Raw genomic sequence first — 13,008 nt, 5'->3', positions numbered from 1 at the left:
ACCGATCAATGAGCGGAAATTATTAATAAATCCGAAAACTCTACAATGACACTTGGATAAATCTCGGCGACAATCTGAGCAAAAGAGGATAACAAAATGGCTGAAACTAAATCAAAGTTTTTCATTCCTGCTGTTGGTGCTGCTGTAGTTGTAGTTGTAGCAGGAAGTATAGGGGCTTATACGTATTTTAAATCCCCATCAGGTGGTAGCTCAGATGCTCTAGGCAGTGCTAAAGTAGTACCTTCAACAGCATTGATGGCAGCTTATATTACTACTGACCCCGAAGCTTGGGCAAAGTTACAGCAGTTTGGCACTCCAGAAGCACAAAAGTTAGTGGCAAAAAATCTGGAAGATTTCAATAAGCAAATGTTCAGTGAAGGTAACGTTTCTTATGAAAAAGACATAAAGCCTTGGGCTGGTAGTGTGATGATTGCTGTACTGCCACCAAATCCTGTGAAACCGGTACAGTTAAACGTGCCGTCTGGGGCATCTAATGTACCAACAAATTTACAACAGAAACCGAATATCCTGATAGTAGTGGGAATCAAGGACAAACTCAGTGCCTTGAATTTTGCTAATAAATTGAAGTCAGAAAAAGGGGTGAAATTCCAGGAATCTGATTATCAAGGTCAAAAAATTATCGAAACTACACAAAATGGCAAGCCGACATATAGCGTAGTTTTAAATAATAGTCACTTGGTATTAGCCCCCGAAAAGCAAGCTGTAGAAAAAGCAATTGACACGTTTAAGGGACAGTCTTCTTTTGCCAGTAAAGAAGGTGCCGGTAGCATTCTCAGCAAAGGAGTGAATGTCAAAAACAGCCTCGCCCAAATTTATGTACCAGATTATCCAGGCACGGTACAGCAATTAGCAGCTGCAAGTCCGCAGGCAAAGCAGTTACCTCCACAAGCCCTGACGCAACTCAAGCAGATAAAATCTGTGGTGGCGGGTGTTGGTGTTGATGATGCGGGAGTGCGGGTAAAAGCGATCGCGAATTTAGATCCACAACTAAATAAATTTCAGTATCAATCAACTCCTGGGAGCATAGTCGGGCAATTTCCGATTGATACCTTTGCTCTGATTAGTGGAAGTGGCATCAGCCGTGGCTGGGAAACGCTAGTAGAACAGTCCAAAGATTATCCCCAAATGAAGCAAGCTTTGGAACAAGCGCGATCGCAACTTAAATTTGTCAATATTGACCTGGATAAGGACATTTTTGGCTGGATGAATGGGGAATTTGCCTTTGGTGCGATTCCATCAAATCAAGGGGTGTTAGCGAGCTTTGGTTTTGGAGGTGCTTTAGTATTTGATACTAGCGATCGCAAAACTGCCGAAGCCACCTTGATAAAATTGGATACCCTCGCCAAAACCCAAAAAATCAACATCGCCAACAGAAATATTGGTGGTAAAGACGTAACTGAATGGCAAATCCCCCAACAAGGAGCTTTAGTGGCGCATGGTTGGCTGGATCAAGACACTTTATTTGTAGCTCTTGGTGGCCCAATTGCGGACGCAGTTAGCGATCGCAAAAATCAATCTCTCGCCAATAGCGACACCTTCAAAGCCGTTACTGGTTCTTTGCAAAAGCCCAACGGCGGTTATTTCTACCTGGATATGGACAAAACTAAAACTATGCCCTTGATTAATAGTTTGATCTCGTCTAACGCCGATACCATTACTATCCTGGGTTCCATTCGTGGTTTTGGTGTTACCGCCACTAGCCCCGATAAATCTACCAGTGAATTGGAGATGTTGTTAGCTCTCAAGCCGAATAGTGCGAAATAGGACATTGGGCATTGGGTATTGGGCATTGGTTATTAATTCTTCTGTCTCCTGCTCTCCCTGCTTCCTCATCCCCCTCATCCCCCACTCTCCAGAATGTTTTTCAATTTGCATCTAGACTGGCCTCCAGCAACTATGTCATAAGTAGAAAAGGCTATTCAATGCGAATTAATTTATGACGGCTGCTGTAAACACTAATCTTGGCTTCGCTTCCCGCTTGGTGAATGGCATATTGGCAATCAAGCCTTTAGCTAACCTAGCCAAACATCAAGCTAGACAAATGATGATTAAACGTGCCGAGAGAATTGGTGTGCCTTGGACGCAAGAAGTCGAAACACTACAGGCGCTTGATTGGAAGGCTGATCTAGCTCAAGTAGAAAATCCTCAGCTTTCCTACCCAGAATACTACCTGCGACCATTCCATGCCTACGAAGGCGGAGACCTCAGTTGGAAAGCGGCTTTTGAATTGGAAGTTGCTGCTCGTACCGTCCACGCCGGAATTTGGCAGGATGCTGGAGCGCAAGGAGATGCTAAACTGCGCCAAAGTTACCACGATATCCTTAAAGCGCAAATCCCCAATCAACCGCAAGACATACTAGATTTAGCGTGTGCTGTAGGTTTGAGTACCTTTGCTATGCAAGAAATTTATCCCCATGCCCAAATCACAGGCTTGGACTTATCTCCCTACTTCTTAGCTGTTGCCAATTACCGCGCCCAACAACGTCAAGCTAAAATTAATTGGCTTCATGCCCAAGCTGAATCTACTGGACTACCAGATGCCTCTTTTGATTTAGTCTCCATTTTTCTGATGTGCCATGAATTGCCCCAATCAGCAACCCGACAGATTTTTGCTGAAATGCGGCGCGTGCTGCGTCCCGGTGGCTACTTAACAATCATGGACATGAATCCCAAATCTGAAGTTTACCAGAAAATGCCACCCTACATTTTGACGTTGCTCAAAAGTACTGAACCGTATTTAGATGAATATTTTGCTTTGGACATTGAGCAAGCTGTTGTTGAGGCAGGTTTCCAAACTCCCACTATCACTAACAATAGCCACCGTCACCGCACAGTGATTGCTCAGGTGAGTGGTTGATTTCTCTCTACTGCTGTGGGCAGCAATACCACCATTGCTGCTGCTAGCCTACTACTACTGTCGAGTACCATTTGCCCCACCTGTGTTAAAGTTACTAATGTTCTTTATCATCGGGGCAATATCTGGGATCTTAGCCCTTAGCCTCGAATGGATTTTTGAAACTGTAGCCAATTCTTTTGTAGACTGGCAGCAGATCAAAGGTTGGCTTCCTGGTATAGCCTTGCGACAGCTTGTGGAAGTAAGCCCAATCGAAGAAGGCTGTAAGTTGGCTGCGGTTGTTGTCCCAACCTACTATCTGCAACGCAGGTATCGATTACTTACCTCTACCGTTTTCCTCTTCACCATAGCCGTTGCCCTTGGATTCACTGCCGAAGAGAACTCGATTTACCTTTTCCACGGTACAGCATCAATTTTTGAACGTACTCTTGGCACGCCAGTCCATGCTATATTCTCTGCACCTTGGGGATATGCCTTGGGAATTTATATTTCCTCCCATACTCGGTTAAATCGAGACAGGAAGTTAATTTTTTTGGCTTGGCTAAATTCTGTAATCTGTCATGCCCTAGTTAATGTCCTATCTAGTGCTTGGGGTTACTCATTACCCCTACGTTTCTTGAGTTATGGTTTATTTCCGTTTCTATTGTGGATGTTTTGGCGACTGGAACAATTACTGCGAAAAGTGCAAGGTAAACCCGCCATTACCCTGATCTCAGACCGTACACTCCAGCGCCGTTACTGGCAGAGGAGTTTAGTGCTATTTGCCCTTGTGCTGGGTGGAAATGCTATTTTTGGGCTATTTCTCTTAGTCAGAATTCTTAGTCCTTTGAGTCCATCGAAGCTTCTTGACAGTGATATTTTGTGGTTTATATTTAGTCGCTTTTTGCTAAATCTCTTTTTTGGAGTTGTAGCTTGGGGCATTTATCGCTATTTGCGACATTCCGCCCGTCGTCGGTATTTTTAAAATATGATTTAAGAAAATGCTAGGGGGTTTCTATGCAAACAACTCCAGTGCGTTGGACGACTGCTGACCTAGAACTATTTGCTTGCGATCGCAGGAATCGCTATGAGATTATTGATGGAGAACTATTTGTGACCAAAGCACCTAACTGGGATCATCAAACAAGCTGCGCCAATATTGTTACAGTTCTTAAAAATTGGTCAGATGAAACTGGTTTAGGTCAAGCTGCGATCGCACCTGGAATTTTTTTCTCAGATTCTGACAATGTGATCCCCGATGTGGTGTGGGCAAGTCATGAACGCTTAAAACACTTGCTAGATGAAGCTGGACACCTCACGGGCGCACCGGAGTTAGTAGTAGAAGTTCTGTCACCTGGCGAAAAAAACGAGAAACGCGACAAGGAAACAAAGCTAAAGCTGTACTCGGTGCAAGGGGTTCAGGAATATTGGATTTGTGATTCTATACAGAAGAAAGTTGAAGTTTATCGTCGTGAACAAGCTGCATTAAAGTTAGCAGTTACTTTATTTAGTCAAGATGAGTTGACAAGTCCTTTACTACCTGGTTTTAACTGTTTAGTTAGTAAACTTTTCTAGCTGGGCATTGGGCAATTCAATTTTGGATTTGGGATTTTAAATTTTGGATTAAATTTCAATCTAAAATCCAAAATCTAAAATCTAAAATTCTTGCTCCCCCAATCCCCAGTCTGTATTCCCTATAGCTAAACCCGTGCTAATAATGGCTGATTCGCGGATGCGGTGACTGAATCTGATTCTGACTCTGTGCAGTAGATTTCGCAGGAGTTATTAGGACTTTCAATCAATTTTACTTTGTAAAGTTTAGCTCCCAATTCCTGAATAGGCGATCGCACTAAATTACTAATGTAAAGTGCGATATTTTCAGCAGTCGGCACAACTTCGGTAAAGTAGGGAATATCCTTGTTTAAAAAGGTGTGATCGAATGGCTCTATCACATAATCTTCTATCACTTGATTCAGGACACCTAAATCAATAATCATGCCAGTGCGTGGATCAATTTCCCCTTTCACGGTAACTTCTAGATGGTAGTTGTGTCCGTGACCGTGTGGACGAGCGCACTTACCATAAATCTCAGTGTTTTCTTCGTTAGTGAGGTTAGGATGAGCTAGCCGATGGGCAGCGCTAAAGTGAGTACTGATGGTGAGGTAGGCTTCCATTGCGTTTCCCATATAATCTGCCCAAAGTTCAGGATGTTCAAACAACTGCACACGGACTAAAGGCAAGTGTGGTGCTAGTCGCTGCCAAATAATGCGTGCAATATTCTCAGTGGTAGGCAGAGTTTGTTGAAATTCTGCCCACACATCGTTGAGATAAGAGAAGTCCAATTGACTGGTAACTTCCCCTTTGATTACGTGTTTCACATCAGACAAGTTCAGCACCATGCCATATTCATCCAATTCCCCGGCTAGGGAGATAAATAAAACATAGTTATGCCCGTGTCCCGGAAATTTAGAGCAAGCACCAAATTTATCAATATTCTCGGCTTCACTCAGTTCTGGCAACCAATAGCGATGACTTGCCGAAAACTGGCCGCGGCGATTAACAATACATTGCATGAGTACACTAAGAGCAGAATTTAAAATTTCTTAATCTTTTTCTGTTTCCAGCATAAACTATTTCTTTGCCAGTGCTTAGGGAATAATAACCATAAAACTAATGACGGTCAAACTTGGAGTTTGAAATATGACTACTTTTCAAGAGAATAATGAAGTGCTGAGTCGTAATGAATTTCTGGCAACAGAACTCCTCAAGATTATAAACTCACTTCCAGGATTTTTCCCACTCAAAGAGGAATTTGAGGGAAAATTGAATGATTTACGTTCTGTTATTCAAGGGCTACGTCCACCACGAGTCATGGTAATTGGTCGTACTAGATGCGGTAAATCATCCCTAATTAATGCCATTTGTGGTTTAAAGGTTGCAGAAGTCAGTGATACAACACCAGAAACAGGTATGGCTGAATGGAAGAATTACTACCATGATGGTAGTGATTTACTCCACATCCTAGACACAAGAGGTTTACAGGAGTCTCAAGCACCAAGACAATATGATTCAGCCAAAACGCCTTATGAAAGTATCATGTAAGCTGTGAAAAAAGATTGTCCAGATGTCATTCTCGTTTTGTGTAAGGCAGAGGATGTTCATGCTGCTAGTGACAAAGACCTCGATGGGTGTGAATTAATCGTGGGAGAAATCAAGAAGCTGTATCAGCGCGATTTACCTGTGATTGGAGTTTTGACACAGTGTGATAAATTAGCACCTTCAACAGTTTCTTTACCAACTGACAATGAACGGAAAAATCGCAATATTCAGGAACAAGTTCAAAGTTTTTTTGCTTTTTTGAGAGAAAGAGAAGGATTACGCGGTCATGTAAAACAAGTTGTTCCTACTGTTGCAGACGCTGAATACGAAGATGGGAGGAACGGTTTGATTCTACCCGATCAAGACCGTCGATGGAATATTACTGAATTAGTGGAAAAAATGATCCAGTATACGCCAAGCGAGATACGCGGCTCATTGGCACGAATGGCGCATATTAAAAAGTTTCAACTCCATACTGCTAGAACAGTTGTTACAGCTTGTACTGTTTTATGTGGTTTTGTTTCTGTCAATCCAATTCCAGGTGCAGCAATACCATTAGTCGGTACTATCCAAACTTTTATGGTTATGTATATTGGCTGGCTCAGTGGACGAGAGTTTTCTGATCAAACTGTCAAAGACTTTTTTATAAATGTGGGAGTAGGTCTTGGAGCAAATCTTGGCATGATCGGTATTGCTGATATTGCCTTAAAATTTGTACCTGGTTTCGGTAGCTTAGTGGCAGCTGGTGCTGGTGCGATCGCTACAAAAGGTTTAGGGGATGCTGCGATCGCATATTTTCTCCCTTTACCAGAGACAAAGAATGCAGCCTCTTAAATTAATTTACAGACGCTTGTGCCTCACAATGTAATCCCGTAGCTATGCGGAATAGTTCTTGACCTGTGTGTAAATAACGCTCATCGTAGTTCAAAGGAAAATAAGCCAACTCTTCAAGTCCATCTGCTGCTTGATCGAGGCTGTAGTAGAGGTGAGCCGCCGTTCTTGCTAGACTAGGGGGATTTGGCAGGGAGCGAAAAGTAATTTGTGCCTGCTTGAGGTCATCTTTACAGGTTTTTAAATATTCCTGAAATTCATCTAACAACTCATCATCAAAGGGATCAGCCGCTAATTGCTCCATTTGTTCTTCTAGAGAATACAGAATGTTACAAAGCAAACGATTTACTGGTTGGTAAACTTGGCGCAGCCATTCTTCAACTTGCTCGTCAACATCCCGTCCGGTTTTTCGTCTTGTCTGATAATGCTTTTGCGCTGATGCTGTACGCTGTTGGCGATCGCTATTTAATTTTTGAGAGTCATCTTGCAGTTGCTGGTCATAATTGCGGCGATTTTGGTTGTCGCCTAAAACCTCATAAGCTGCATTGATGCGGATAATCTGCTCGTGATCGGCTGTTTCCTGATTACTGTCAGGATGAAACAACTTAACCAAGCGGCGATAAGCTTGCTTAATCTCTGCTTGGCTTGCACTTGGACTAACTTTGAGAGTTTCGTAGTGGTTAGAAACGTGCTTAGAATTGACCATTAATTCAATGTATCGTTAACTGACGCTAGCGGCTAACCTTGCCTCCAGGTCTTGGAACAACGGCGTACTCAAATACCTCTCACCAAAACTTGGCTGAATCACCACAATTAAACGCCCTTTATTTTCTTGACGTTGAGCAACGCGAATTGCTGCACATAAAGCTGCTCCACTGGAAATGCCAGATAGTAGCCCTTCTTCTTTTGCCAAACGCCGACTGTAGGCGATCGCTTCTTCATCGGTGACAGTAATCACTTCATCAATCAATTTTATTTTGAGAACTTGGGGAATAAACCCAGCGCCAATTCCTTGGATTTTGTGTGGGCCGGGACGTCCACCAGATAAAACTGGGCTATTGGCTGGTTCAACAGCGATCGCCTTAGAACTAGGCTTGCGGGCTTTAATCACTTCTGCGACACCAGTGATCGTACCACCTGTACCCACCCCTGCGACAATTATATCTACTTGTCCATCGGTATCTTCCCAGATTTCAAGGGCAGTAGTTTCCCGATGCACTCTTGCATTGGCTGGATTGCGAAACTGCTGCAACATATAGCTATTTGGTGTCGTATTAACGATTTGTTGCGCTCGCCGAATTGCCCCACTCATGCCTTCCATTCCTGGCGTTAGTTCCAGTTCTGCTCCATAAGCCCGCAACATTGCCCGACGCTCCCCACTCATTGTCTCTGGCATGGTTAAAATTAACCGATAACCCTTAGCTGCTGCTGCCATTGCTAGGGCAATTCCTGTGTTTCCAGAAGTCGGTTCTACCAATACTGTCTTAAGAGGAGTAATCAGCCCTTCCTCTTCGGCGCCGTTAATCATACTCACCCCAATGCGATCTTTGACTGATGCCGATGGGTTCATACTTTCCAGTTTCACCACAATTTCAGCAACACATCCTTCTGTTTGGGGAATGCGGTTCAACTGGACTAGGGGTGTACGACCAACCAGTTCTGTAATGTTACGAGCTATTCGCATAATTTAGTCCTTAGTTATTAGTTATTAGTCATTGGTCATTTGTCATCAATAAATGACCAATGACCAATGACAAATGACTCTTGACTAAATGTAGTACATGATATCCAACTGCTGCCGGGAATCTCGTTTTTCACAAAGATCCTGGAGCGTATATTTTTGCAACACTGAATTTGCCGCGCGACTTGCTTCTTGCCAAACTTCATCTATAACCGAACTGTCTACCGTTTTGGAATTAACGTTTTCTTCACAAGTTCGCACCTCTAACCCTTCTAAACATTCCAAAATCTCAAAAAGGATGATTTTTCGGGGTTCTCGCGTTAACAGATAGCCACCTTTTGATCCGCGCTGACTCTTGACTATACCCCCACGCCTCAAGGTTGCTAGTAGCTGTTCCAGATAGCGATCGGGTATGTTTTGTTGTGCTGCAATTTGTCGAATTTGCAGAGGTTCGCCACTTTCGTAATGAGCGGCCATTTCTAATAAGGCCAGAATTGCGTATTCCGATTTACACGATAGTTCCATAAGCAGCAATAAGTTAGGGGTTAGGAGTTGTGAGTCATTCAATTTGGATTTTAGACTTCGGCGTGACCCTTCGGCAGCCTCAGGGCAAAGACACTACTTCGACCCTACGACAAGCTCAGGGTAACGCAAGGCTCAGTACAAATCAGTCGAACACTTTTTCCTTCAATCTAAAATCCAAAATTCAAAATCGGCAGCGTTAGGATATTACTCTTGGTCTGCCCTAGCATGTGTTGCATCCATAGACGCGTAGCGGCTTCTGGCAGGGTACTGCTATATTCATCTAAAACCCGCCATAACTCATAACTTCTAACTCACAACTCCTAACTTTTCTAGTATACTCCGGTTACATTCTGGGGTTTATTAGTTGTTGCTACTGAAAACAAAAAGCCCCGCCTGATGGCGGGGAGCAATAGAGTTCAAAATTCTCAGTGGATAGTCAACACTCTAGAAGGTAAAAGTTGTTCTGAGCGTACCGATAATTGCATCGTCGTTATTGCTGTTTTGACCAGGAGAGGTCAACCAGATTACACCAGGGGTAATTGAGATATTATCCGAGACACGATACTTGTAGAAGCCTTCAAAGTGATAAGGTACATCATTCCCAACAAAACCTGGTCGGTTAAAGGAATAGGGTTCTGCACCAGCAAAAATACCTAAAACGTTACCCTTTTTACCGAAATCAGGTAAGGCTACTCCAATACCATAGCTCCAGGCGTCAAAATCATCATTTGCACCAAAGCCGGTGACCTGGTGGTAAGAGGCAAAGCCACTAATTGACAGCTTGTCGCTGGGTCTAAACGCAGCCTCCACACCATAGGAATTACTTGAAGATGCATTTGTGGTACTCAGAATATTAGCTTGTCCAGTACCTACTGCAACATCATTTCCAAAAGTTCCATCTGAGGTGGAACCTGAGTTGAACAATAAACCACCTGCGCCACTATATCCGTGAACGTAGGTAGCAGCTAAAGCTATGCGATCGCCAACACTAAAGTTCAACTGTCCAAGAGCTGCATAGTCGCCGTTGGTCAGACCTTGACCAATACCAGGATTATTAGCTTGCGATGCTAAGTAACCCGCAGTGATTGAACTATTTCCCAGGATGCCACCACCTTTACCAAGAGGTAGATTGAGCGCTATACCTGCACCTCCACCAATCCGATAGATGGGACTTTCAGAAGCCAAGGTAGACAAAGCGCCGTTACCGCCGTCGGTTTGGTCAAAAAAGTAAGGGTTGTTGACGGAAGCATAATGGCTGTGTCGTCCACCACTAGCTGCGAGGTAAACATGGGCTGGGCCTATGGGAACTTCATAGGTCAAGCGGTCTATCTTGACACTGTTGTTACCATCGCCAGCACCAACTTGAAACGTTTGTGTGCCTTCAGCACTAGCGATCTGATTACCAGCGTTATCAAATTGTGTAAAGGGTGTTGAATTACCTGCTGCAAGACGAGTATGTAAAACGTCTCTACCCGTAAAGCTGGTTTGCAAGTCTAAACGTACCCGATCTTGGAAGACAGTATTGTTGTTGTCACCAGTCTTACCTCCAAACCCATCACTAACGGCAAAAACGGCTTCACCGACTAATTTTGTGGTAGTGGAGAACTGATTAGCTTCCAATTCAGCAGTCCGCGCTTCTAAGGAATCTACACGACCGCGTAGAGTTGCCAATTCTGCGGAAAATTCTTCTTGTAACCGTTGTAAGGTAGCTAAATCTTGTTTAGTCACCAAGTCAGCTGTTGCTGTGGCAATCAATTCGTTAACCCGATCTAAACAGGCATTCAAACCAGCCGCAAATTCATACCGAGTTAAAGCCCGATTACCGCGATAAGTGGCATTCGGATAACCTGCAATACAACCATAGCGCTCAACTAAGGACTGCAATGCTTGGAATGCCCAGTCGGTGGGTTGGACGTCGGAAAATTGGGAAACCGATGTTACTTGAGACTGAGAGTTATTTTGGTTGCCTTCGTTGCTGTAGTGGTTAACTTGATCTATCGTTGTTTGAGCCAATATTTCTGGCTGTTGGGCAACTTCCGTTACACCCGGTTGTTTTGCTGCTGATACATGAGTGGTTGTACTTGGAGCCGCAATTGCTGTTGTCGAAACTAACAATGCTGCTCCCAAAACTGCTGGGCTAACCACTAAGGATTTCCATAAGAGATTAGACATTTTCCTTTACTCCTCACACCTTGTTTAGATAATTGGCTTCGTTGCACCTAAATCTCAAAAATGCGACATCTCATTGAAGCCTGTGGATGAGGCATAGTCGTCACTACTACAATTTTAGTTTTTGCAAAGCTAATAAACGATTAACTTAGGGTTAAAAACTTATGTGATTAACTTATGCAAAAACATATCTTTATATCATAACATTATAAAACATTTGATCTAGATGGCAAGATCACAGCGATCGCCTTAGTAACTGTCACACATACTTGTATCAATATCTAAGCAGGAAGTAGCGTTTAGGGCATTCGCTCCCTACGGAGGCTAAATTACTCAAAGCTTTAGACATTTAGCAGCTTGTCAGGAAAAATCACTTCTTGCACTTAGGACTAGTATAAATCCCACACCAGTTAGAAGACACTCGTCGGCTATATACAAACGTAGGCAAAGCCTTCTCGCAGGGTAGTCCCCCTGGTATTGTTTGAATAAACATAAGATCAGGAATCAAGCTTTTTGAAACCCGCACACTCCAAAGGAAAACCCTTACCTCTATTCTTAAGCAAGCTATGGGCGACATCTACATCAGGAGAAGGATAGGGAGTTTTATATGTGTCGCGGTCATTTTCAGTCGCCTGGTGCAAGATGTCAGAAGAAATCACTTAGTTGATTTGGGAAATCACCTGCGCTACATCAAAGTCTGTCTGTGTCAACCCGCCTGCATCATGTGTTGTCAGTGTAATCTTCACTTTGTTGTAGGAAATCTCTATATCTGGATGATGTCCTGCTGACTCAGCCGGCTCCACCAGCTGATTGACAAACTTAATTGCTTGGATAAAATCCTTGAATGTGCGGGTAATTTGCAACTTCGAGTCTTCAACAGTCCAACCTGACAGAACCTTTGCTTGTTCTTGAATTTCTGCCTCACTGAGTAGTTGTGCCATATCAAAAAATTCCTATATACTTATCTAAAATATTTGATTTGTTACATCTTGCATCTGACAAAGACAAACCCCTTTTATTTTCCACACAGAAAATATGAGAGGAGAAACTAAGGTTTAATGTATATGTGTATATTTAAATCAGACTTGGTAGATAGACGCTATTGCTCACATCTGGTCAGACTCCAAGGTTTGATGCAAAATATTTTTCTTTTTAAGAAAACTTAAATGCGTTGGCATTGCCATTTAAGTTTTTAACAGCAAACCCTGATAAAACAAAAGTCACCCACAAAAAACTATCCGCGCTGGTTAAGATCAGTTGATCTCAACCAGCGCGGTCTAGCGGGTCTTCAGGTTGCAACCAGACTGCCGGAAGGAACTCCGAGCTTGCCTAGCTACTTGAGCTAACTTAGTCTCTCAAGATGACTAAGGCTAACTTTAGAGAACAGCCCCGGCACACAGCCGGCTAACTGCAACCTGATGACCCATGGTTTTACTACTTTCTATCATGGGCATCACCTCCTTATTGCCTAAACGGTCTTAGTTTTAAAAGGGCAGAGTATTTACTCTGGGTTTATAACCTTCACCTAATATAACACATAAATTTAGAGATATTAACCATATACAGAAAAAAATCCCCCACTTTAAAAAAGATGGGAGATTACTGGAGAAAGGGGAATATTGACGCTTTCTTGGCTGATTACAAGGAGATTATTTTATCTGGGTGGTGTCAATTTTCCAGAACCACAACCTTAATTCCGGTCATGGGTTATGGTCGGATTTTAATGTTAGAGAGCGTTACCGCGAGGTAGAACTTCCTCAGGGAATACAAATTGTTCGTGGGGTTGATCTTGAGGAGCCATCCAAGCGCGGATACCCTCATTCAGCAAAATGTTTTTGGTATAGAAGGT

Annotated in this window: 12 protein-coding genes and 1 pseudogene; 6 read left to right on the top strand and 7 right to left on the bottom strand. The window is 43.2% G+C overall.

The annotated features are described in order from the left end of the window. The first annotated feature begins 96 nt into the window (after positions 1–96). The 4 genes from V7K31_RS05155 (at position 97) to V7K31_RS05140 (ending at position 4,429) form a co-directional block, all read left to right on the top strand. Positions 97–1,785 carry a DUF3352 domain-containing protein gene (locus V7K31_RS05155; RefSeq protein ID WP_335092980.1) on the top strand — a complete coding sequence of 563 codons (1,689 nt, stop codon included), beginning with the start codon at positions 97–99 and terminating at the stop codon, positions 1,783–1,785. A gap of 172 nt (positions 1,786–1,957) precedes the next feature. Beyond that, the gene (locus V7K31_RS05150) at positions 1,958–2,878 is read left to right on the top strand and encodes a class I SAM-dependent methyltransferase (RefSeq protein WP_335092979.1); all 921 of its coding nucleotides are present in this window, start codon (positions 1,958–1,960) and stop codon (positions 2,876–2,878) included. Next, on the top strand, positions 2,871–3,839 hold the full coding sequence (locus tag V7K31_RS05145; protein ID WP_335092977.1) for a PrsW family intramembrane metalloprotease: 969 nt from the start codon (positions 2,871–2,873) through the stop codon (positions 3,837–3,839). Before V7K31_RS05150 ends, V7K31_RS05145 begins: the two co-directional genes overlap by 8 nt. Positions 3,840–3,871: 32 nt before the next feature. Further along, positions 3,872–4,429: a Uma2 family endonuclease gene (locus V7K31_RS05140; RefSeq protein ID WP_335092975.1), complete on the top strand. Its 558-nt coding sequence runs from the start codon at positions 3,872–3,874 to the stop codon at positions 4,427–4,429. Between the two features lie 125 nt (positions 4,430–4,554). Here the strand turns inward: V7K31_RS05140 and V7K31_RS05135 are convergent, their stop codons facing one another. Next, the gene (locus tag V7K31_RS05135; RefSeq protein WP_335092974.1) at positions 4,555–5,427 is read right to left on the bottom strand and encodes a 6-carboxytetrahydropterin synthase; all 873 of its coding nucleotides are present in this window, start codon (positions 5,425–5,427) and stop codon (positions 4,555–4,557) included. A 127-nt stretch (positions 5,428–5,554) separates the two neighbouring features. Between V7K31_RS05135 and V7K31_RS05130 the strand changes: the two genes are divergently transcribed. Continuing rightward, positions 5,555–5,956, top strand: coding sequence for a GTPase domain-containing protein (locus tag V7K31_RS05130; protein WP_335092973.1), 402 nt, complete (start codon positions 5,555–5,557; stop codon positions 5,954–5,956). Positions 5,957–5,959: 3 nt separating this feature from the next. Then, a complete protein-coding gene (locus V7K31_RS05125) occupies positions 5,960–6,787 on the top strand; it encodes a hypothetical protein (RefSeq protein ID WP_335092972.1) in 828 nt (275 codons plus the stop codon). A gap of 1 nt (position 6,788) precedes the next feature. Here V7K31_RS05125 and V7K31_RS05120 read toward each other — a convergent pair whose 3' ends face one another. The 6 genes and pseudogenes from V7K31_RS05120 to V7K31_RS05095 all read right to left on the bottom strand — a co-directional run. Continuing rightward, positions 6,789–7,490: a J domain-containing protein gene (locus tag V7K31_RS05120; protein ID WP_335092971.1), complete on the bottom strand. Its 702-nt coding sequence runs from the start codon at positions 7,488–7,490 to the stop codon at positions 6,789–6,791. Positions 7,491–7,505: 15 nt separating this feature from the next. Beyond that, complete coding sequence (gene cysK / locus V7K31_RS05115) at positions 7,506–8,468, bottom strand: cysteine synthase A (protein ID WP_335092970.1); 963 nt, start codon at positions 8,466–8,468, stop codon at positions 7,506–7,508. 84 nt (positions 8,469–8,552) lie between these two features. Beyond that, entirely contained in the window at positions 8,553–8,990 is a 438-nt protein-coding gene (locus V7K31_RS05110; RefSeq protein WP_335092969.1) for an RrF2 family transcriptional regulator, read from the bottom strand. Positions 8,991–9,434: 444 nt separating this feature from the next. Then, complete coding sequence (locus V7K31_RS05105; protein WP_335092968.1) at positions 9,435–11,162, bottom strand: iron uptake porin; 1,728 nt, start codon at positions 11,160–11,162, stop codon at positions 9,435–9,437. 656 nt (positions 11,163–11,818) lie between these two features. Next, positions 11,819–12,100 carry a 4a-hydroxytetrahydrobiopterin dehydratase gene (locus V7K31_RS05100; protein WP_335092967.1) on the bottom strand — a complete coding sequence of 94 codons (282 nt, stop codon included), beginning with the start codon at positions 12,098–12,100 and terminating at the stop codon, positions 11,819–11,821. A 785-nt stretch (positions 12,101–12,885) separates the two neighbouring features. Beyond that, positions 12,886–13,008 (bottom strand): annotated as a pseudogene (locus V7K31_RS05095) (photosystem II D2 protein (photosystem q(a) protein)); the annotation flags it as partial.

The organism is Nostoc sp., from assembly GCF_036917675.1.
Lineage (GTDB): Bacteria > Cyanobacteriota > Cyanobacteriia > Cyanobacteriales > Nostocaceae > Nostoc.
This window is presented reverse-complemented; position numbering and strand designations above follow the sequence as displayed.